Below are 21348 nucleotides of genomic sequence, written 5' to 3' on the forward strand. Positions count from 1 at the left end.
AAATATCCGCCCAGCCTGCCCGATCACGTTTCGGCGAAATCCGATGAAAAATCAGGCTTTGGTGCCGCTTGCCCTCGTCTTCGCCACAAAGAATGTTATCTTTGATTGATTGGCGTCTCGCCGGGCGCCGCGTGCGCGGGCGTGTGGGACGCCGCGCCATCGCCAAAGGGCTACTAGAGCCGGATGATTTTAGGTCTGTTCGACCTAAAATCTGAATCCGCTCTAGAATCAAAGAAGTAGAGCATGATGTCGTCCGAAAACCGCTCACACTTTTCGGCATCATGCTCTAGCCATCAATGTCAGATCGGGAGAAGACCGGACCGATGACCAGTCCCAGCAACCCTAAGAAGGGCGCTTTCGCCACCCATCCGGCGCTGGCGCGCATGGTTGCGGTCAAGCGTCTCTTTGCCCGGATCGTGCTGGTCTCGGAACAATTGCTGCCGCGGCTCCTGCTGCCGGCATCCATTCTGGCCCTTTTCCTATCGGCTGCCTGGTTCGGCATTTTCCGCATTGCGCCGGATGTTCTCCGCTTTCTGCTGCTTGCCGGCTTCGCGGTCGGCTTCGCCATTTCCCTCTATCCGCTGCGGCGCCTGCGCTGGCCAAATACCGGCGAGGCAGATCGGCTGCTGGAAGAGCGCAACGGCCTCGCCCACCAACCTGTTACGGTGCAGGAAGACGAGCCGGCGCTCGACACCCCCTTTGCGCGCGCGCTCTGGCGCGAACACCAGACGCGCATGGCCGAGCGCATCGCCGCATTGGATGCCGGCCTGCCTAGACCGGATATCGCTCGCTACGACCGCTTTGCATTGCGCGCCATCCCCGCATTGCTGCTGGTGACGGCCTTCAGCTTTTCCATGTCCAATAGCGGCGGCTCACTGGGCGATGCCTTCACGGCCTCCCCTTCCACGTCGAGCAATCCGGATGTTCGCGTCGATGCCTGGGTTACTCCGCCCTACTATACCGGCGAAGCGCCTGTTTATCTGACCGGCAATGTCGCCAATGTCGGCAATAACCTGAACGTGCCGCAATTCTCCGAGCTCACGGTGCGCGTCACGGGCGCCTCGACGGACGAAAAGGTGTTGTTCCAGGCAGCCGGCAGCGACAAGGGCAGCGAAATTCCCGAACAGTCGGCCGATGCCGACAAGCAAGGCCCGGCGGGCGCCAAACCGGCGGCAATCCCGATGGCGCAACCCGCGGCAAACGGCAATGCCAATGCGCCCGTCGCGGCCAATGCGCCCGGTGCGGATGGAATGACTGCCCGCGCCCACGTCCTCAAGCTTGAAAAAGACGGCGAGCTGACGGTCAATGGCAAGTCCTGGTCCTTCAGCGTCGTGGTCGACAAGCCACCGGAAATCACGTTTGACGGCATCCCGCACGCAACGACCAGCGGCGCATTGGAGCTCGGCTTCAGGGTCAAGGACGATTACGGCGTCGAGGAAGCCCATGCGGAGATCGTGCCGGTCGAATCCGATCCCGCGGCCACTCCTCTTTACGGCCTGCCTGAATACAGACTGGAGATGCCGCGTCGCGACCGCCGCAACGGCAAGGCCCTGGCAAGCCATGATCTGACGCAGGATCCGCTCGCCGGCAAGCGCGTCCGCATCACTTTGGTTGCCAAGGATGGCGCAGGCCAGACCGGCCGCAGCCCACCTTACGAGATGGTGCTGCCGTCACGTAATTTCAGCCAGCCGCTTGCCGCAGCGGTGGCGGAGGAGCGTCAGGTCTTCGCGCTCGATACCCGCAAGATGCCGGAGGCGATCGAGCTCAACAAGTCGCTGACCATCCGGCCTGAAGAAGCGATTCCCGATCTCGGCAACTATCTGGCGATCAGATCCGCTTTGACGCGCATGAAACTCGCAAGCGGCGAGGCGTCATTGAAGGATACGGCCGACTATCTCTGGCAGATCGCGCTCGGCATGGAGGACGCGCAGCTGACCGATGCGGAAAAAGCGCTGCGGGATGCCCAGCAGAAGCTTTCCAATGCCCTGCAGCGTAACGCCTCCGACGCCGAGATCAAGAAGCTGACCGACGAGCTTCGCAAGGCGATGGATGCCTATATGAAGGAGCTGGCCGAGCGGATGCGCAACATGCCGGCCCAGCCCAACCAGCGCGCCGCCAATGTCCTGCGCCAGCAGGACCTGCAGCGCATGATGGATCAGATCGAAAATCTGGCCCGCTCCGGCAATCGCCAGGCCGCGCAACAGATGCTCTCGGAACTGCAGCAGCTGATGAACAGCCTCCAGGCTGGAAAGCCGCAGCGCGGGCAACAGCAACAGCAGGGCGAAGCCAACGACAAGATGCGCGAGCAGATGGACAAGCTCGGCCGCATCATGCGCGATCAGCAGAAGTTGATGGATCAGACCTTCAAGTTTGATCAGGCCATGCGCGACCGCATGCAGCGCGGCGATCCCAACGAGGATGGAGACGGCTTGATGGACCAGCCGCTGCCCGACCTCAACGATCGGATGCGCCCGGATATGGGCCAGCGGAATCAAGGCCGGCAGGATCCGGGTCAGCAGGATCAGCAGCAAGGCCAGAACCAGCCAGGCCAAAATCAGAAGGGCCAGAAGGGCAACGACCCAACCGACAACATGACGGCCGACCAGCTGCGCGACGCCCTGAAAGAATTGCGCAAGCAACAGGACGATCTCGGCAAGCAGCTCGGCGAGCTGCAGAAAGACCTGGGCTCGCTGGGCATGAAGCCGAACCAGAATTACGGCAAGGCGCAGCAGGAGATGAAAGGCGCGTCAGGCCAGCTCTCCCAAGGCAATGGCGAAGGCGCCGTGCAGGGCCAGGGGCGCGCACTGGACGCCCTGCGTAAGGGCACGCGCGAGATGATGAATCAACTCATGGCGCAGATGCAGCAGCAGGGACAAGGCCAGGGTCAGGGTCAGATGCCGGGACAAATGGGCCAGGGAGGCCAAAACGGGCGCGATCCGCTCGGCCGATCGCGCAACGATGGCGGCTTCTCGGATAATCCCGACAACAATATGGTGCCGGACATCATTAAGGCAGAGCGCGCACGCCAAATTCTTGACGCCATTCGCGAACGGCTGAGCAACAATCCCACATTCACCGAGGAACGGCGCTATCTGGAGCGCCTGCTGAATCTGGCCCAATAAGGCCGCTTCGGACCTACCCGCAGATGACCAGAATGGTGCCAGCACGAAAACAACCGTGCTGACCCAGAATCAATTTCAGGCAGCCAGCGCGCGCGCAACCGCCTTGCGGATATCGGGCAGCGCGAAGGGCTTGGCGACGACATCGACGATCTTTTCCATGAGGTCGTCGGCACGCTCGCGCTGCTCCGCATAGCCGGTCATCAGCAGGATTTTCATGCCTGGGCAGGCCGAATGCGCCTGATGTGCAAGCTCGATGCCGTCCATCAGGGGCATGCGGATATCCGACAGCAACAGGTCGTAGCCGCCCTGCTTCAGCTTCTCCAAACCTTCCGCGCCGTCAGCCGCTTCCTCGGTCTCGTGGCCGTCCAGGCGCAATGCGCGTGCGACGAAGGTGCGAAGCGAGTCTTCGTCTTCCGTGATCAGAATTTTTGCCATGGCCTATGCTCCTGGTCCGTCATGTTCCGCGACCGAAATCACCAGAATTCCGTTTGCGATAGGTAAACGACGGGGGGCGATCAGGCTCCGTGGTTAACGAGTCGTCATCGCTGGAGCAGAATGGGACAGGCGGACACGCCGCCTGCATTAACTGAGAATCAGGCCTCGGCGTCGCCTGTGACGACGCCGACGAACGGCAATTCGCGGAAAGCGTAGGCGACATCCATGCCGTAGCCGACAACGAAATAATCGGGGCATTCGAAGCCGACATAATCGGCCTCCAGCTCTTCCTGCCGCTTGACGCTCTTGTCGAGCAGGACAGCCAGGCTGACGTTGCGGGCGCCGCGCTCATAGAGCAGCTCCTTGGCAAAACGCAGGGTGCGGCCCGATTCCAGAATATCGTCGATCAGCAGGACGTCACGATCCTTAACGTCGCTGTCGATGTCCTTGACGATGCGTACGCCTTGGGAAACCGTGCCGGCGCCGTAGCTCGAAAGGGTGATGAATTCCACTTCGGGTGCCAGCCCCGTGTCGTGCAGCGCACGCAACAGGTCCGCCGCGAAGATGAACGAACCCTTGAGGATGGCGATGACGAGGAGATCTTTCGTCGGCCCGCTGGCGATTTCCTTCGCCATGGCGTGATTGCGCTCGGCAATCTGCTCGGCAGTGAAAAGCGGCTCGATGTTCTTCCCGCGTACGACAGGCATTGCTTGGCATGCTCCATGGCTGCGCGGCCCTTGGCCGCCGATCAAGCTCTACAGCGCCGCGCGTCATATATGACGCGCAAAGGTCGCTGTAGCACTTTAAATCTGCTGCATAATTTTATCCTTAAATCGGAATCGATTTAAGGAACTATGCAGTAGCCCGTAGCACAATCAACAGGCCCGACACACCCCCAGAGACGGATGATTTTAGGTCGATTCGACCTAAAATCTGAATCCGCTCCGGAATCGAATAGGTTGAGCATGATGTCGCCCGAAAACCGCCTACACTTTTCGGCATCATGCTCTACGGCATGAAGGAAAGCCGAACATCCGGCGTTTTTCCACCGGGATGCTGCAATCGCGTCGAAAATCCGCGGCTTTCATGCGGCCCGAGACGATCGACTGGCGTGTCCACGACGATGCTTCTGACCAGCTGATCGCCGGCGAAAAGATCGGCCCGCATCTGGGGAACCGAAAGCGTGGCACCGCTGTCATTTTCGATGATGCCGTTCAATTTCAGCACCTGCAGTCCGTTCTCGTCACGCGGCGTCAGCGTCACATGCGAGAATTGAAGCGGTGCGGCCGCTCCCTCGGCCGGCGCGCTGGACAGGCCGGAAAAGCCACCTGAAAGGCCGAAGATCAATATGGCAAGGGAGACGATCAGCGCCGCGAAACTGCGCCGCGATGCCTGCTGCAGGATCTCTTCCGCGCCGCGCAGGACGGACAGGATGCGCGAGAGAGCATTCTTGCGCGTCGCTGGCCGCGGCCGTGATTGCGGGTGGCCGCCATAGCGCATGTTGACGCTCGATGCGGTTTTCCCGCGTGCGCCGGAGACGGTCACGAATTCGGCATCGACGATATCGGGCTTCGGCATGAAGCGATGCGCGTGGCCTGATCCCGATCCGCGTTCGGGCGGAATGAGGTCATAAACCATTCCCGCCTGCTGTTGACGGTGGCGAAAAGCGCCCATGATGACCTCCCTTTGCGGTGATCCACATGGTTTCGACGCCCATTGCCAATCTGGGCATTGAAACGAATCCTGCCCAGTCGTAAATTTTAATGGTTAATGCTTTGCAAAGATCGCCATGAATAGGGCGCCTTTCCAGAAAAGTTTACCGGCTGTTAACGCCGTTGGTTAACAAGTCGCCTGATTGAACCCTGCGGAAGACTGGACTGCCCGTTGATTCACTTTGAGAACGTCGGTTTGCGCTACGGCATGGGTCCGGAAATCCTCCGTGACCTGAGCTTCGACATACCGAGGAAATCGTTCCAATTCCTGACCGGCCCTTCCGGCGCCGGCAAGACGACCCTGTTGCGGCTGCTCTTCATGTCGCTGCAGCCGACGCGTGGCCTGATCCGCATGTTCGACCGGGAGATTTCCTCGATCCCGCGCAATGAATTGCCGCTGCTGCGCCGTCGCGTCGGCATCGTCTTTCAGGATTTCCGGCTGCTGGAACATCTCACCACTTACGAAAACGTCGCGCTGCCCTTGCGCGTGCGCGGCAAGGATGAAAGCTCCTATCGCACCGACGTATTGGAGCTGCTGAAATGGGTGGGCTTGGGCGAGCGCATCAATGTGCTGCCGCCGATTCTGTCGGGCGGGGAGAAGCAGCGCGCGGCGATCGCGCGCGCCCTCATCGACCGCCCGGAAATCCTGCTCGCCGACGAACCCACGGGCAATGTCGACCCGCCGATGGCGCGCCGCCTGCTCAACCTGTTTCTGGAACTCAACCGCCTCGGCACCGCCGTCGTCATTGCCACGCACGATCTCGCCCTGATGGACCAGATCGAGGCCAGGCGCATGATTCTATCGGGGGGGCATCTCGATATCTATGACTGAGCCCGCCCCCCGCAGAAAAGCGCAAGGCACCGGCGCTCCGCAGGCACGGCAAGCGCCCGGTACGCCGCCTGTGGAACGCAAGCGCCCGGAGATGCGCGTGCGCCCGACCGGGCCGATCGTGCCGTCCTCCAATATTCAGGGCAATGCGCTGATCGTCGTCATCGCCATCATGGCCTTTCTCGCCTGCCTGACGCTCGGCGCCGTCAGCATGGTGCGTTCGACGGCGGCAAGCTGGGAGAGCCAGATTTCCCGCGAGATCACCATCCAGATCAAGCCGGACGACAATCTCGACATGGAAAAGACGCTGGCAAGCGCCCGCGATATCGCGCTGAGCTTCGTCGGCACCAAGTCCGGCCAGATCGTTGACGAGGCGGCGACGGCACGCCTTCTCGAGCCGTGGCTCGGCGCCGGCCTCGACATCAAGGAACTGCCCGTCCCGCGCCTCGTTATCATCACCATCGACGAGACGCATCCGCCGGATTTCGAGGCGATGCGCAGCCTGCTCAAGGCGCAGATCCCGCAGGCGTCGCTGGACGACCATCGCACCTGGGTCGACCGGCTCGTTTCGATGGCGCATACGACGGTTCTCATCGGCACCGGCGTGCTGCTGCTGGTCTTTACCGCCATGGTGCTGACGGTGGTCTTCGCCACGCGCGGCGCGCTGTCAGGCAATCGCCACATCGTCGAAGTGCTGCATTTCGTCGGCGCCGAAAGCACCTTCGTCGCCAACGAGTTCCAGAAGCATTTCCTGAAGATCAGCCTGAAAGGGTCGGCGGCCGGCAGCGGGCTCGCCGCCCTGTTCTTCACCATCGCCGGCGTTCTGCAGAGCCGCACGATCGCAACGCCGCAGACCGACCAGGCAACCGCGCTTTTCGGGACGTTCTCCGTCGGCGCGCTTGGCTATATCGGTATCCTCGCCACCATGATCATCATCGCATTGCTGACAACGCTGACCGCGCGTTTCACCGTCATGCGCACGATCTACGAAATAGATTTGATCCGTTCCGACCCCGGAAGGACGGATAGTGTCCAGAATTGACGCTTTGGCGATGTTTTTTTACCGTCCGCCAGCCCGTTCCTTGCCGCAATTGGCGTATAATAGCGAATCATGAGCATGGATCTGACGACTCGCAAAACCGTGAGTTCGCAGCCGTTGCAGGAGCAATCCCGCAGCGGTAGGCCCGTGCGGCGCAGCTTGTTTCGCCGTCTCCTGCGCTGGGGCGGCTTCGCCTTCATTTTTCTCGCCGCCATCGTTTTCGGCGGCTTCCTGCATTTCGCCGATTCGATCACCACCCTGAAGCCGCCGCCGGATCCGAAGGCCGATGCCATCGTCGTGCTGACGGGCGGTTATCAGCGGATCGATCAGGCGGTCGAGCTGCTGCGCACCGGTGCAGGCAACCGCCTGCTGATATCGGGCGCGCATCCGACCACGACGCCGTCGCAGATCCGCAAGCTGACGCAGAGCTCCGTCAACCTCTTCAACTGCTGCGTCGACATCGGCTATGATGCCCTCGATACCATCGGCAATGCGCGCGAAGCGGCAAAATGGATCCATGCCAGGGGCTACAAGAGCGTTCTCGTGGTGACGAACAATTACCACATGCCCCGCAGCCTTGCGGAACTGAAATATGTCGATCCGTCGACCGATTTCATTGCCTATCCGGTCGTTAATTCCGATCTCAAGGCCAAGAACTGGTTCACGGATCCGAATGCATTGCGCACGATGATCTCCGAATATGCCAAGGTGCTGCTCGCGGGCGCCCGCAATCTGACCGGCCTCGGGCGGCCCATTGGCTTGCGCTCGCGGCAACCGAGCGATGACGATGACTGAGATCGAAGCCGAAACCACGCGCCGACTTTTTATTGACGCCGTAATCGTGTAGGCAGACCTTCGAATGCCGGCGCCAAGCCGGTGCGCTGGGAAAGCCTCGATGATTATCTTGCGTTCGGTCCTGTTCAATACCGTCTTCTATGCCAATCTGATCATTCGCATGATCGTGCTGACGCCGATCTATTTCCTGATGCCGCGCAAGGCGGCCTATGCGATTCCCAAGGCATGGGCGCAATCGAGCACATGGCTGATGGAAAAGATCGTCGGCACGACCTTCGAGATCGAGGGCCTGGAGAACATTCCGAAGGGCAGCTACATCTTCGCGCCCAAGCACCAGTCCTTCTGGGATACTTTCGCGCTGCTGCCCTATCTCGACGACCCAGTCTATATCCTGAAACGCGAGCTGATGTGGATCCCGCTCTTCGGCTGGTATGCGAAGAAACAGCGCATGATCCCGGTGGATCGCAGCGCGCGCGGCAAGGTGATGTTCGACGTGTTGAAACGCACGCGCGAAGAGCTTGCCACCGGCCGCCAGCTCATCATCTATCCCGAGGGAACCCGCCGCCCGCCGGGCGCCGAACCCCTCTACAAATACGGCATCGCCCGCGTGTATCGCGACCTTGGAATACCCGTCGTCGCCGTTGCCATGCATCCCGGCCTGTTCTGGCCGCGCCGGACCTTCCGCAAATATCCGGGCCATTTCAAGGTGCGCATCCTGCCGCCGATCGAGCCCGGATTGGACCCGGACGCCTTCTTCGCGCGTTTGATCGAAGAGACCGAAAAGGCGAGCGACAAACTGCTGGTCGAAACGATCGCCGAAAACCCGCATCTGCCCATTCCGCCAACCGCGGCCCAGCGCCTGGCGGAACTCGGCAAGGCAAAGCCGGTGACCGCGGCGGTTTGAGCCGTTGCGACAGCTCGCATCGAAAAGAATGGCTAGGAAGCCTTTCGCATCCGCTCCACTTCACCGACGACCTGCTCAAGCCAGTGATCGCGGATGCCCATGTCGCGCAGATGCGTCAGCGTATTGAAGACATAGGCATCGTTCGGGCCGGAGCGCCCGCTGGCAGCCTCCACCACATGGGCCGCCTCGACCGCATCCAGCGTACCGGCATATTGCCTGTGAGCGCGGTCGACGACATAGGTGACGGCGCTGACGCGCCGTCCGTCGGCGAGCCGAATCGGCAGTGTCTTTTCGAGATAGACGTTGGTGACGAGTTCGCGCTCGCGCAGATAGGCCAATACCTCGTCCCAGCCGAAGGCCGGGACACGGAATGCCATGCCACGGCAGGAACCGCCACGATCGAGGCCGAGGACCAGGCCGGGGCTCGCTTCCGTGCCGCGATGGACCCAGGAACGGACGCAGAGCAAGCGACGATAACCGAAAATAAGGGCCTCGGCCCTTTCGTCATAACCAAAGCCCGGATTCCACATGAGGGATCCGTAGCCAAACACCCAAAATTCGTCCATATCCAACGCCAAATCACTGTGAAGCTTCAGTCCAACCATTGGAGAACAACATGGCAGCGTCAAGCCAGAGCGTAACGACCGGTCGAGGCAAGCGTCTGTGGCTCATCCTGCTGGGGCTCGTGGTGGTCCTGGCCGGCCTCTACACGGGTGGATGGTACTACGCGACCGGTTTCGTCAGGACCAGTGTCCTGAAGGCGCTCGGCCAGCAGAACAGCGCCGGCGTTGCCGGCAAATGCGGGAACATGGCCTTCAACGGCTTCCCCTTTTCGATCGGCCTGACCTGCGACACGGTGACGGTCGACAACCAAACGCGCGGCGTCTCCGCCAATTTCGACACGCTCAGCGCATCGGCGCCGGTCTTCCAGCCCAACCACGTCAGCTGGAGCCTGAAATCTCCCGCCGAATTGCGCACGACCGCAGGCCTGACCGTATCGGCGGAATGGACCGACCTGCAATCGAACCTCGTCGCCAAGGGCCGCGGCGTTGCACAGAGCCAGACTGTCATCAATGGGCTGAAGGCAGGCATCGTTTCCTCCTTCACCGGCCAGAGCGTCGATGTGACGGCCGCCCATACCGAGATGCATGCCAGCCAGAACGGCAGCGATCTGGATTTCGCCATCGGCGTCGAAAACGCCAATGCCGTGATCAAGGATTTTCCGCAGACCCTGCCGACCGCATCGACCAGCGCCAATGTGACGCTGTCAGGCAAGGCCGGCCTGCTTGACGGCAGCGACCGCGAAGGGCTTCGCGGCAGCGCGGGCGTGCTGCATCAGGCCGTCATCGACATCGGCGACGGCCGTATCATGACGCTTTCCGGCCCCTTCAATTTCGACGATGAAGGCTTCCTGTCCGGCCAGTTCAAGCTGGAGATCAATCAGATCGGCCCCTGGGGCGATAGCCTGACCGCGACGCTCCCCGCCGCCAAGAACATCATCAAGACGGCCACCAAGATGCTGAAGGCTCTTGCCAACGGCGCCGACAAGGTCTCCGTCGATCTCACCGCCGATCGCGGCCGCCTCTCGCTCAGCGGCTTCATCCCGCTCGGCAAGATCCCTCCGATCTGAACCCCAATACCTTCGCCCCAACGCGGAAGGCAGAAGAGCTGCTATTCCTTCGTATCCAGGGCATGACGGCCGAAATCCGGCGTGTCGACGTCCTGGCCGGCCTCAACGATCGAGCGGCGGATGGCGCGGGTGCGGGTGAAAAGTTCGAAGATCTTGTCGCCTTCGCCCCAGCGGATGGCACGCTGCAGCGATGCGAGATCCTCCGAGAAACGCGACAGCATCTCCAGGATGGCATCGCGATTGTGCAGGCAGACGTCGCGCCACATGGTCGGGTCGGATGCGGCAAGGCGCGTGAAGTCGCGGAAGCCTGAAGCCGAATATTTGATGACTTCCGACTCGGTCACCGTCTCCAGATCGTCGGCGGTCCCGACGATGTTGTAGGCTATGAGATGCGGCAGATGCGAGACGATCGCCAGCACCTTGTCGTGGTGCTCCGGATCCATCTCGTCGACGCGGGAGCCGAGAGTTTCCCAGAAGTCACGAAGCGCCTTGATCGCGGCTTCGTCCGTGCCGGGAACCGGCGTGAAGATGCACCACCGTCCCTTGAACAGCCCCGGAAAACCCGCATCCGGCCCGGATTTCTCCGTACCTGCCAGCGGATGGCCCGGAATGAAATGCACGTTGGAGGGCATATGCGGCTGCATCTGCGCGATGACCGACGCCTTGGTCGAGCCTACATCGGTGACGATGGCGCCCGGTTTCAGATGTACAGAAATCTCCTTGGCGACGCTCTCCGATGCTCCCACAGGCACGGAGACAATGACCAGATCGGCATCCTTGACCGCCTCGGCCGAGGACGGCGTATAGCGGTCGCCGAGCTGCAGCTCTTCCGCGCGTTTCAGCGTCTCGGCGCTGCGCGTCGAGATCACCACCTCCTTGGCAAGGCCAAGCCGCTTGATGTCATGGGCGATGGAAGAACCGATCAGGCCGATGCCGATCAGCGCGATGCGGTCGAACTGGATCGTGCTCATACCTTGCGCCCCATAAATTCGGTCAGGGTGTCGATGACGCCGAGATTGGCCTCCTCTGTGCCGATGCTCATGCGCAGAGAGTTCGGAAAGCCATAGGCGCGCACGGCCCGGACGATATAGCCGCGGCTCGTGAGGAAATCATCGGCCTCCGCGGCGCGCTTGCCGTCGCTGTCGGGGAAATGGACCAGAACGAAATTCGCGACCGACGGCGTCACTCTGAGGCCGATGGCTTCGAGTGCCGCCGTCATCTTCTCGATCCAGAGCGTATTATGCGCGACCGCCTTTTCCGTGAAGGCCTGATCGTGAATGGCGGCCGCACCCGCGGCGATGGCGGCGACGTTCATGTTGAACGGCATGCGCACCCGGTTGAGAGCATCCACGATATCGACAGGCCCGTACATCCAGCCGACACGAAGCGCCGCGAGACCATAGATCTTCGAGAAGGTGCGGGTCATGACGACATTCTGGTTGGCCGAAACGAGCTCCAGACCCGCCTCGTAGTCGTTACGACGAACATATTCGGCATAGGCGGCGTCAAGCACGAGAATGACATGATTTGGCAGGCTCGCCTGCAGGCGGCGGATCTCGCTGACCGGGACATAGGTGCCCGTCGGATTGGCCGGATTGGCGACGAAGACCATCCTGGTCTTCTGCGTGACGGCGGCGAGGATTGCGTCGACATCGACGGTGCAATCCTTTTCCTTCACCGTCACCGGTGTCGCGCCGGCCGCCATGATCTGGATCTTGTAGACCAGGAAGCCGTGCTCGGTGATGATGCCTTCATCGCCTGCACCGAGATAGGTATGGCAGAGCAAGGCGAGCAGTTCGTCCGAACCGTTGCCGCAAAGAATGTTGGCTACATTCAGCCCATGCACGTCGGCGATCGCCTGACGCAGCTCCCTGGCCTGCCCGTCGGGATAGCGCTCGAGATGCTCGGCAGCACCACGGAAGGCTTCGATGGCCTTCGGGCTGGCGCCGAGCGGTGTCTCGTTGGAGGAGAGCTTGAACACGCGCGCAACGCCCGGCGCATGCTCCTTGCCCGGCACATAGGCAGCGATATCGAGAATGCCGGGACGCGGGACGGGCTTGCTCATTTCCATGCTCATGGGATCGACCTTGGGAAGGGCCGGAAAATTCCGGTTTATGACACCCCGTCGCATTAATGCGGAAACGCTGTTTTGTCGAGGGTTTGACGGAGAAGCCCGGAAATCTTGGTTGGCTTTCAAAACAAAATCAGAAACCACAAACTGCTAAGTAGACATCCATGGCCGCAAGTAGAAACCGGGAGAAAAAGCCTTGATCCACGACCCTATCACTTTGGATTGTGCTCGCGAGATCGTACTGGCCGCTTTCTCAGTCGAAAACAGCGTTCAAAAATGCCAAAACGTAGCCAACCTTGAGGATCTGAAAAGTGTCCTTTCCCCCTCGAACTATGAGGCCGGCGAAATAGGCACGTGGTCGCCCATCTTCGAGCTGGACAACGAATGCCGATCCACCACTCATGCCGTCGGGAAGCTTATCCAAGGGCTTCGAAGCTTGAACAGTAAGCAGCGCTTCGTCGTTCGGTTGCGCGCCCGGTAGACAAACTATATTGCGACGAAAGAGACCAAGATGGTTGCTCTCATGGAGGTTATATATCTGGTCAGCAGAAGGGAACCCACTCAACAGAATTGCTAAGACATGGATATTTAATACGTCGGGCGGTCCCTCGCGCAGTTCAAAAAATCGTTTCTTGAGCTCAGGGCGATCCGCGCATGGTTCACTAAAATCGAAAGCAACTATGTCGTAGGCATCGGTATCTGACCGAGGGCTGTAGCGACGGACTCCTCCAGAAGTAATAATATGACTGCCGGAATCAGTCAGCATTGCGACCTGTGTTTCGTCCCTTCCACGAAGTTGATGCTGTGTGGCTAGCAGTATTTGACGACCACGATAACGAATCGCCGTTGCTGAGCCGACAAGGGAAACCTTGAAAACTTCATGGTCGTTGTTGATTATCAAATTAAATACGTGGCGAGAAAGAACACTCTCGATCGAACGTCCTGGAATGATCAGACCATTGATTTCGACGCCATGATCGGAAAACTGGCGAAGTATAGTACCCCGCATCTGATCTTCGTGAATCAAGCAAGCACCTCTAGTAAAGCGCATCCGCCAACGATCTACGCTCGGAGAAAAATGGTCTCTGAATCAGACAAGCATAAGATCAACTGTTTATTTCGTCGCCTCAAAACAAATTTCAAGTACAGCAAGGGATGAAACACTTGCTGCAGATGACCCATTACCGAACCGTTTAATGATGATCACTCAAGCTAAGTGCCGTCGCGCGTGGTCGGTATGCCACGCGGGGCCAGCACCGGCACGAAGACGCGGCGCGAGGCGCGAACGGCAACCGGCAGCCCCTGATAGAGCCGCTTCTGCGCCTCGACGATAATGACGCCGGAGAAAGCGGGCCAAAGAGTACGGCCGATCCGCTCGAAAGCATGGCGCAGCCGCAGCACCGCGCGCAGCTTGGAAGGTGGGAAGAACAGCGCCTCGGCCGTAGCACCCGGCGTGAAATTGGTTTCCCGCAGCAGCGACGTGAGCTGGCCGCGCGAATAGGGCCGGCCGGAGCCGAACGGCGTGTGCTCCATCCGCGCCCAGACGCCGCGGCGGTTCGGCACGGCAATCACAAGCCGCCCACCCGGCGCCAGCACCCGCCAAAGCTCCTTCAAGGTCTCGCGCGGGCTTTCGGCGAATTCCAGCGAATGCACCATCAGCACGCGATCGATCGAACTATCCGGCAATGGCAGTTCTTCATCGAAAATCAGCGCCGTCGACGATGCCGAGCCCATCGGCCAGTTCACCGCGCCCTGCCCCGCCGGCATGAAGGCGAAGGTGCGCTCGGTATCGCCACGGAAGCGATCGAGATAGGGAACGACATAGCCGAGGCCGACAAGCCGCTCCTCCGGCATACGCGCCCAGATGGAGGAAAGCGCCATGGCAATCGACTGCTCCGCCAAGCGACCGAGCTCGGAATGATAAAACTGGCGGAGATCGACGATATCGGTATGCATCGAAACAAATGTTACCAGCCGAACGTTGGACTTCAAGGCCGAACGGCTTACATTCTGCACTAACGGAAAAGACGAGGACGATTTTGATCATGAAACCATTGGAATTAGAGATATTTATCTGCCGTTCCGACAATTACGGCGTCTTGGTCCATGATCCCGAAACCGGGCTGACGGCATCGATCGACGCTCCGGAGGCGAATGCGATCCTGAAGGCGGCCGAGCGCCGCGGCTGGGCGATCAGCCATATCCTGACGACCCATCATCACACCGATCATGTCGAGGGCAATCTGGCGCTGAAGGAGCAGTTCGGCTGCGAGATCATCGGCCCGATCAACGAGGCCGTCGCCATTCCCGGCCTCGATCGCGCCGTCGCCGACGGCGATACGTTCGAGTTCGCCGGCCACACGGTCAATGTCATCGAAACACCCGGCCACACCGCCGGCCATGTCTGCTATCACTTTGCCGACGACAAGCTGCTGTTTGCCGCCGACACATTGTTTGCGCTGGGTTGCGGCCGCCTGTTCGAACGGCCGGCAACGGATATGTGGGCCTCCCTGCAGAAGCTTGCGGTCCTGCCGGACGAAACGGCCGTCTATTTCGGTCATGAATATACACTCTCGAATGCCCGCTTCGCGCTGACCATCGATCCAGACAATGAGCGGCTGAAGGCACGCGCCGCCGACATCGAGGCGTTGAGGGTGGAAGGCAAGTTCACCATTCCGACGACGCTGGCGCTGGAGAAGGAAACGAACCCGTTCCTGCGCGCCGCCGATCCCGCGATCCGACGCCACCTTTTGATGGAAAGCCGCAGCAACGACGAGGTCTTTGCCGAGATCCGCAAGCGCAAGGACAATTTCTGATGCAGGCAAAAGAGATTATCGAAACGCTTTCCATGCAGCGGCATCCGGAAGGCGGCTGGTACGTGCAGACGTTCCGGGACGAGAACGGCGGCGCACGCGGCCACTCCACGGCGATCTACTACCTGCTCGAGGCCGGCGAGCGCTCGCATTGGCATCGGGTGCGCGATGCGGCCGAGGTCTGGCACTACTACGCAGGCGCGCCGCTCGCCCTGCATCGCTCGGCCGACGGCAAGGCCAGTGAAAGGCTCGTTCTCGGCATCGACCTCGTAAAGGGCCAACGCCCGCAGGCGATCATTCCGGCCAACTGGTGGCAATCGGCCGAAAGCCTCGGCGAATTCACGCTTGTCGGCTGCACGGTCGCACCCGGCTTCGAATTTTCAAGCTTCGAGATGGCCGCGCCGGACTGGAAGCCCGCCTCGGGTTGAGCTTCATTACCTTTCATTGACATCACGCAGGATGCGGGCAGACGGCGCGGAGCAACGGCCTTGAAAAAGCTTGGGGCTGTGACAGCTTTACAGGGGGGGAGAGAATATTGGTTCATCCTGAGGAGGTTTTTTCGTGCGTTTGTTGTTTCCTTTGCTCGTTACGGCAGGCTGTATCATGAGCGTCCCTGCCCTTGCCCTTGATGCGCCGGCTTCGCCGCCGGCCGCCCAGCCCCTGAAAAACTTCGTGACCTCGGTCGAAAAGGACGGCTCGATCACCTTCCGCCTTTATGCACCGGCGGCAAAGGCGGTCGCCGTCGCCCTCGGATCGCGCGATCCCATCGCCATGCAACGCGGTGACGATGGTACCTGGACTGCCAAGTCCGACGTGCTGAAACCCGATCTTTATGAATATTATTTCAATATCGACGGCTTCCGCAGCATCGATACGGGCACCAATGCGCCCAAGCCGCAGCGGCAGGTCAATACCAGCCTCATCCTGGTGCCCGGCAGCATACTCGATACCCGCAACGTGCCGCATGGCGACCTGCGGCTGGTGACATTGCATTCCAAGGCGCTGGATTCGGAACGGCAGATGTATGTCTACACGCCGCCCGGCTACACCGATTCCTCCAAGCCGCTGCCCGTGCTCTACCTCTATCACGGCTTCGGCGACACTGTGGGGTCCTGGGTTGCCCAGGGCCGCGCGCCGCAGATCCTCGACAATCTTCTTGCCGAGAAGAAGATCGAGCCGATGATCGTCGTCATTCCCGATACGGAAACCGACGTACCGAATGCGATCGCCGAGAACTTCCCCGCCGCTGATCGCCGCGCGAATTTCTATCCGGCGAATGCCGAGGCGGCCGACCGCGAACTGACCGACGATCTCATTCCGCACATGAAGAAACACTACCGGGTGCGGAACGATGCCGACGGCCGTGCCGTTGCCGGCCTGTCACAGGGCGGATATCAAGCCCTCGTCTCCGGTCTTTCCCATCTCGACACCTTCGGCTGGGTCGCAACCTTCAGCGGCGTCAGCACGACGACCGTTTCGAACAAGACCGTGGACGCGGTGCTGAACGAACCGGACAAGATCAACAAGGCCTTGCACAACTTCACGGTGACGGTCGGAAGCAAAGATCAAGTCGTCGGCAAGGACGTGGCGGGCCTGAAGGCAACGCTCGACGAGAAGAAGATCAAGCACGAATATCACGAATATCCGGACCTCCAGCATGAGATGGATGTCTGGCGGCCCTCGCTCGTGGCCTTCTTGGAAAAGGTCTTCAAGAAGTAACGTCGGGAATTACTAGCAGCGACTGCGGCGGAGCTATTCCGCCGCTTCCGCCCGCGCCCGTTCGGAATTGTCCCGGCGCAGGATCATCCGATGCGCTGCCAGTACCGCCCCGCCGGTGACCAGCAGGCAGGCAAGCGCGATGCCCCAGCTCGGCTCGGCAAAGCCGAAAAGCGTCAGGATCAAGGTCGACAGCAACGGTGCGGCATAACTCGCCGCGCCGAGGATCTGGATATCGCCGTTCTTGACGCCGTAATCCCAGGCATAGAAGGCCGCGCCGACGGGAAAGAGGCCCAATCCGAGGACTGCGACCCACTGCGCCGCGCTCTCCGGCCAGATGGTTTCCTCCAGGCCGAGATGGCAGAAAAACGAGAGAATCGCTGTCACCAGGCAGAATATGGTAACGACGTCGGTGGAAACGGCCTCGAAACGGCGCGTGATCAGCGAATAGCCGGACCAGGTGAAGGCACAGAGTAAGGCCGCGCCGTAGCCGACCGCATAGGCGCCTTCGAAATGAAAGCCGTTGCGGCCGACGATCAGAACCGTACCCGCAAGCCCCATCAAGGCGCCGACGATATGATACCAGCGCAGCCGCTCGCCGGGCAGCAGCGCCGAGCCGACGACGATCAACAACGGCCAGAGATAGGCAATCAGCCCCGCCTCCACCGCCGGGGCATGGCGCAGAGCGGTGAAATAGAGGAAATGATAGCCGAACAGGCCCGCAATGCCTGTGATCCAGACCTTGGCCGGCTGGCGCAGGAGCTGAAGCCGCTCTGGCCTCAGCACGAGCACGACGATGCCGGGGATGCTGCCGATGGCAAAGCAGATGGCGAGCAATTGAAAGGGCTGCATCTTGCCCGACGCTACCGTCAAAAGCGCCAGAAACGACCACATTGCGATGGCCGAAAAACCTGTCAACGTCGCGCGAAATTTCAATTCTGCCCCCAGCTCGTTGCTGCGGACGTCCCCAATCCGCTAAAGCAATTCCAGGAAAAGCGTTCGGCGGCTTTCCGTCCGGAATTGCGTAGAATTACTAGCTAGGACCGTCAGACGCTTCCGTAAAGCGTCTGACGGTCCTAGCTGCCGTATTTCACGGCTGTAATCGTCACGGTCCCGTATTGCGTCGGTATGCGGACGTAGACCGGAGCATATACATTCATGGTATCGGCCTTGGCAAACCAGATCTCCATGTCGTCGCTCTTGGCGAGATAGAGGTAGTCCTTGCGCGTGCTCTTATAGCCGCTCTTCGGCATGAAGCGCACGCCGCAGGCAACCGTCTTGCCCTTGAAGCCTTCGGTCGAGAACGGGTGAGACCCCTTCGGCGATAGCTTCAGATCCATCCGCATCTCGCCGTCGAAGACGGCCAGCGTCTGATTGCAGAGGTTGAGGCTCGGCGTGATCGGAAAGATCATGCCGGAAATCGGATCGAGCACGGATTTCAGGTCGCCTTCCGTGATGGGGACCCAGGTGTCCGGCCGTTTCGGTTCGGGCGTGATCGTGTTCGATGTCACGTTGCCGTTGGTATAGGCGACATCATAGGTACGCTCCCTCTTCCCGCTCTTGTAGAAGAGCGTGTAGTGCGTCGCCTGCAGCCTACTGTCGTTGACGACGCCGGTCACATCCGTCCTGGCGTCGATGGAGGTGACAAGATCGGCAAGGCCCGCGGAGGTGATGTCGCCGCGGATGGTGAACTGCTTGCCGGTGACTTCCGTTTTGAAATCCGCCCTGGCGATCGGCAGGCCGGCCAGCGAAACGCGATAGCGCGTTTCATGGCGCAGCACGTCGGCCAATGCCATCGACGGCATCGACGCGACGATCGCTGAAATGAGAAGCCACTTCCGAATTTGAACCATGATCAAGGCCTTCAACGAGGATCAGGCAAGTTATATAGTTGCTTTGCTCGCCTGCTGCGAGCGTCAGACAACAGCAGCTTTTTGACGGAATTGCGGGAAAAGACAAGGTTTGGCTTGACGCGGCCGGCCTCTCTGACTATAGAACCGCAACTTTCCAATTATGGCCTGTTGGATTGCGTGTCGGGCTTTGCCCGGGATGTCTATCCGATGGCCGAGAAAAACAAAAGTAGGTGTACCATGTCCCGCATGTGCGAATTGACCGGCAAGGCCGTCCTCGTGGGCAACAATGTCAGCCACGCCAACAACAAGACCAAGCGTCGGTTCCTGCCGAACCTCTGCCAGGTCACGCTGATCTCCGACGTTCTCGGCCAGCGCTATCGTCTGCGCGTTTCCGCTGCAGCGCTTCGCTCGGTCGAACATCGCGGTGGTCTGGACGCTTTCCTCATCAAGGCAAGCGAAAACGAACTCAGCATGCGCGCTCGCCTGCTGCGTCGCCAGATCGTCAAGAAGTCCGCTGAAGCTGCAGTCGCTGCCTAAGCAGTACTAGCGTTTCGCGATTTCATACCGGCTAAGAGGCTTGCACGGATCATCTCCGGACAAGCCTTTTTCCATGTCCGGTTTCTTTCAACTGGTGGCATCTCCCAGGATAAAAAAATGCTGACGGCACGTCATACCATTATCTACGTTATGCTGATGACGCTGGTCGTCGTCGCCTCCAATATCCTCGTGCAGTATCCGCTGCAGGCCACATTCGCCGGCATCAATCTTGCGGATATCCTCACCTGGGGCGCCTTCACCTATCCGGTCGCCTTCCTCATCACCGATCTGACCAACCGCCAGTTCGGCCCGAAGGCCGCCCGCAAGGTGGTGCTGGCCGGCTTCGTCGTCGGCGTCGCCCTGTCGTTCTATACGGCTCAGCCGCGCATCGCGATCGCCTCCGGTTCGGCCTATCTCGCCGGCCAGCTGCTCGACATCTCGGTCTTCAACCGCCTTCGCCGCATGGCCTGGTGGCGTGCCCCGCTGTTCGGCTCGCTCATCGGCTCACTGCTCGATACGCTGATCTTCTTCTCATTCGCCTTCGCGCCCTTCTTCGTCTTCTTCGGGTCGAACGATCCCTTCGCGATCGAATGGGCTCCGATCCTCGGCGCGTTCTCTTCGTCGGCGCCGCGCTGGATCTCCTGGGCCATCGGCGATTTCGCCGTCAAGACGACTGTCGGCCTCGTCATGCTGCTGCCCTACGGCGCGCTGATGAATGTGCTGAAACCGATGTCGCAGGCGCCCACCGCCTGAACGGCGATGATTCGAAGCGCGCCAGCATCGGCGCGCGACGACATGTTTCAGTTCTGGCTCACGACGTTTTCGTCATGCAGGCGAAACTCGAGTATCAGGCTGCGCTGCAGGATCGAATGATTGTCATCCGAGACCAGGATGAGATGTAGGGAGCCATCGGCGGCGCGGAAGACGTCTATGCCCTCCATATTGTCGATCTGATCTCTGGTCCCGGCCTCGAAGATCACATTGCCGTCCACGACGGCGCCCGGCTTGATATCAGCGCCGGCGATGCGGCGGATACGCAGGCCAAGGCCATGTATCAGCCCGAAGCGTCGCTCCAGCAACAATAGATCCCCGTCGGGCGTAAAGACGCCATCGCTGACATTGAAGCCGCCATAATGCCGAACGGCAAACCGGCCTTGGAGCGGCCCGTCCAGGACGGCAGCCGCCATATTGCCCTGCTCGTCCAGACCATCTTCCGCGACGACGACGGCGCCTCCCGCAAGCGGACTTGACCGTGGCGCAATCATCAGCGCCTCGAGGCTGCGATTGGCGCGCAGCTGCCATCTTGGGATCGGGAGGGGGATGGTGCCGTCGGGCGGCGAAATCTCGAAGCCAGGATCGGGATAGACATCGACGCGATGATACTGCTCGTAACTGACAAGGACATGGTCGCCACGCAACGCAAGCCCCTCGGCATCCATATCCCCCTTGCCGGCATCGATGTCGCCGTCGCGATCGATCATCGGCGAGATCAGCGCATCACCGATGCCCTTCAACCGGCCCGCGGCGTCACGCTCGATGGCGCCGGTGAGCCAGTGGCCGGTATCGAGCACCGAGATGAAATGCCGTTGGTCGGGGCGAAAGCGAATGGCCGAGATGGCGCCGAGAAGCGGATTGTCAGAACTGAGCTCAAGACCGCCGAGGAACTCCAGCGCATCGAAGCGTGATTGATCGGAGCCGGACCTGAAGGTGGAAATAACCCTTGCCTGAATGGCAACCGGACCACCCCCGCCGGGGTCGTTTCCGAAGCCGCAGCCCGCGAGCAGGCCGGCAAGCATGGCTATCACGCAGGCGCATCTTCCGGCAGCCGGCAAGCCCCCAGAACCGGCGGCGCCGGATGGAAAGGGCACCGGCCATAAGGCCGATGACGCGGG

The 21348-nt window shown here is 60.6% G+C and carries 22 protein-coding genes; 11 read left to right on the top strand and 11 right to left on the bottom strand.

Going from position 1 to position 21348, the window contains the following annotated elements; translation table 11 throughout:
• Positions 1-323 precede the first annotated feature (323 nt).
• The gene (locus CCGE531_RS17160; RefSeq protein ID WP_120665380.1) at positions 324-3122 is read left to right on the top strand and encodes a TIGR02302 family protein; all 2799 of its coding nucleotides are present in this window, start codon (positions 324-326) and stop codon (positions 3120-3122) included.
• A 75-nt stretch (positions 3123-3197) separates the two neighbouring features.
• Here the strand turns inward: CCGE531_RS17160 and CCGE531_RS17165 are convergent, their stop codons facing one another.
• The 3 genes from CCGE531_RS17165 to CCGE531_RS17180 form a co-directional block, all read right to left on the bottom strand.
• Entirely contained in the window at positions 3198-3557 is a 360-nt protein-coding gene (locus CCGE531_RS17165; RefSeq protein WP_120665383.1) for a response regulator, read from the bottom strand.
• A gap of 158 nt (positions 3558-3715) precedes the next feature.
• Positions 3716-4264 carry a hypoxanthine phosphoribosyltransferase gene (hpt, locus tag CCGE531_RS17170; protein WP_120665385.1) on the bottom strand — a complete coding sequence of 183 codons (549 nt, stop codon included), beginning with the start codon at positions 4262-4264 and terminating at the stop codon, positions 3716-3718.
• 301 nt (positions 4265-4565) lie between these two features.
• Positions 4566-5231: a hypothetical protein gene (locus tag CCGE531_RS17180; protein WP_120665391.1), complete on the bottom strand. Its 666-nt coding sequence runs from the start codon at positions 5229-5231 to the stop codon at positions 4566-4568.
• A 210-nt stretch (positions 5232-5441) separates the two neighbouring features.
• Here CCGE531_RS17180 and ftsE point away from each other — a divergent pair, with 210 nt between their 5' ends.
• The 4 genes from ftsE (at position 5442) to CCGE531_RS17200 (ending at position 8836) form a co-directional block, all read left to right on the top strand.
• Positions 5442-6101: a cell division ATP-binding protein FtsE gene (ftsE, locus tag CCGE531_RS17185; RefSeq protein ID WP_120665394.1), complete on the top strand. Its 660-nt coding sequence runs from the start codon at positions 5442-5444 to the stop codon at positions 6099-6101.
• Between the two features lie 91 nt (positions 6102-6192).
• Positions 6193-7140, top strand: coding sequence for an ABC transporter permease (locus CCGE531_RS17190; RefSeq protein WP_120665397.1), 948 nt, complete (start codon positions 6193-6195; stop codon positions 7138-7140).
• A 69-nt stretch (positions 7141-7209) separates the two neighbouring features.
• Positions 7210-7932, top strand: a complete 723-nt coding sequence (locus CCGE531_RS17195) for a YdcF family protein (RefSeq protein WP_205586453.1) — start codon at positions 7210-7212, stop codon at positions 7930-7932.
• 100 nt (positions 7933-8032) lie between these two features.
• Entirely contained in the window at positions 8033-8836 is an 804-nt protein-coding gene (locus CCGE531_RS17200) for a 1-acyl-sn-glycerol-3-phosphate acyltransferase (RefSeq protein WP_120665403.1), read from the top strand.
• Between the two features lie 32 nt (positions 8837-8868).
• Here the strand turns inward: CCGE531_RS17200 and CCGE531_RS17205 are convergent, their stop codons facing one another.
• Entirely contained in the window at positions 8869-9402 is a 534-nt protein-coding gene (locus CCGE531_RS17205) for a gamma-glutamylcyclotransferase (protein WP_205586454.1), read from the bottom strand.
• Positions 9403-9452: 50 nt separating this feature from the next.
• Between CCGE531_RS17205 and CCGE531_RS17210 the strand changes: the two genes are divergently transcribed.
• A complete protein-coding gene (locus tag CCGE531_RS17210; RefSeq protein WP_120665409.1) occupies positions 9453-10466 on the top strand; it encodes a DUF2125 domain-containing protein in 1014 nt (337 codons plus the stop codon).
• A 41-nt stretch (positions 10467-10507) separates the two neighbouring features.
• Here CCGE531_RS17210 and CCGE531_RS17215 read toward each other — a convergent pair whose 3' ends face one another.
• From CCGE531_RS17215 to CCGE531_RS17235, 4 genes are all read right to left on the bottom strand, one after another.
• Positions 10508-11437: a prephenate/arogenate dehydrogenase family protein gene (locus tag CCGE531_RS17215; protein ID WP_120665411.1), complete on the bottom strand. Its 930-nt coding sequence runs from the start codon at positions 11435-11437 to the stop codon at positions 10508-10510.
• The gene (hisC, locus tag CCGE531_RS17220) at positions 11434-12543 is read right to left on the bottom strand and encodes a histidinol-phosphate transaminase (protein WP_120665413.1); all 1110 of its coding nucleotides are present in this window, start codon (positions 12541-12543) and stop codon (positions 11434-11436) included. Before hisC ends, CCGE531_RS17215 begins: the two co-directional genes overlap by 4 nt.
• A 247-nt stretch (positions 12544-12790) precedes the next feature.
• Positions 12791-13564, bottom strand: a complete 774-nt coding sequence (locus CCGE531_RS34290; protein ID WP_162943919.1) for a hypothetical protein — start codon at positions 13562-13564, stop codon at positions 12791-12793.
• 185 nt (positions 13565-13749) lie between these two features.
• Positions 13750-14529 carry a class I SAM-dependent methyltransferase gene (locus CCGE531_RS17235; protein ID WP_120665421.1) on the bottom strand — a complete coding sequence of 260 codons (780 nt, stop codon included), beginning with the start codon at positions 14527-14529 and terminating at the stop codon, positions 13750-13752.
• Between the two features lie 53 nt (positions 14530-14582).
• On the opposite strand from CCGE531_RS17235, the gene gloB reads away from it, so the two are divergent.
• The 3 genes from gloB (at position 14583) to CCGE531_RS17250 (ending at position 17069) form a co-directional block, all read left to right on the top strand.
• Positions 14583-15353: a hydroxyacylglutathione hydrolase gene (gloB, locus tag CCGE531_RS17240; RefSeq protein WP_120665424.1), complete on the top strand. Its 771-nt coding sequence runs from the start codon at positions 14583-14585 to the stop codon at positions 15351-15353.
• Positions 15353-15778, top strand: coding sequence for a cupin domain-containing protein (locus CCGE531_RS17245; protein ID WP_120665427.1), 426 nt, complete (start codon positions 15353-15355; stop codon positions 15776-15778). Before gloB ends, CCGE531_RS17245 begins: the two co-directional genes overlap by 1 nt.
• Positions 15779-15953: 175 nt before the next feature.
• The gene (locus tag CCGE531_RS17250; RefSeq protein WP_245458882.1) at positions 15954-17069 is read left to right on the top strand and encodes an alpha/beta hydrolase-fold protein; all 1116 of its coding nucleotides are present in this window, start codon (positions 15954-15956) and stop codon (positions 17067-17069) included.
• 33 nt (positions 17070-17102) lie between these two features.
• On the opposite strand, the gene CCGE531_RS17255 is transcribed toward CCGE531_RS17250, so the two are convergent.
• Both CCGE531_RS17255 and CCGE531_RS17260 read right to left on the bottom strand, forming a co-directional pair.
• Complete coding sequence (locus tag CCGE531_RS17255; RefSeq protein ID WP_120665432.1) at positions 17103-18002, bottom strand: EamA family transporter; 900 nt, start codon at positions 18000-18002, stop codon at positions 17103-17105.
• A 140-nt stretch (positions 18003-18142) separates the two neighbouring features.
• Positions 18143-18919, bottom strand: coding sequence for a DUF3108 domain-containing protein (locus tag CCGE531_RS17260; RefSeq protein ID WP_120666917.1), 777 nt, complete (start codon positions 18917-18919; stop codon positions 18143-18145).
• A gap of 237 nt (positions 18920-19156) precedes the next feature.
• Between CCGE531_RS17260 and rpmB the strand changes: the two genes are divergently transcribed.
• Entirely contained in the window at positions 19157-19456 is a 300-nt protein-coding gene (gene rpmB, locus CCGE531_RS17265) for a 50S ribosomal protein L28 (protein ID WP_004107717.1), read from the top strand.
• Positions 19457-19573: 117 nt separating this feature from the next.
• On the top strand, positions 19574-20209 hold the full coding sequence (locus CCGE531_RS17270) for a VUT family protein (protein ID WP_120665435.1): 636 nt from the start codon (positions 19574-19576) through the stop codon (positions 20207-20209).
• Between the two features lie 47 nt (positions 20210-20256).
• Here the strand turns inward: CCGE531_RS17270 and CCGE531_RS17275 are convergent, their stop codons facing one another.
• A complete protein-coding gene (locus CCGE531_RS17275; RefSeq protein WP_120665437.1) occupies positions 20257-21252 on the bottom strand; it encodes an esterase-like activity of phytase family protein in 996 nt (331 codons plus the stop codon).
• Positions 21253-21348 lie beyond the last annotated feature (96 nt).

The organism is Rhizobium sp. CCGE531 (genome assembly GCF_003627795.1).
In the GTDB taxonomy this organism is placed as follows: Bacteria; Pseudomonadota; Alphaproteobacteria; order Rhizobiales; family Rhizobiaceae; genus Rhizobium.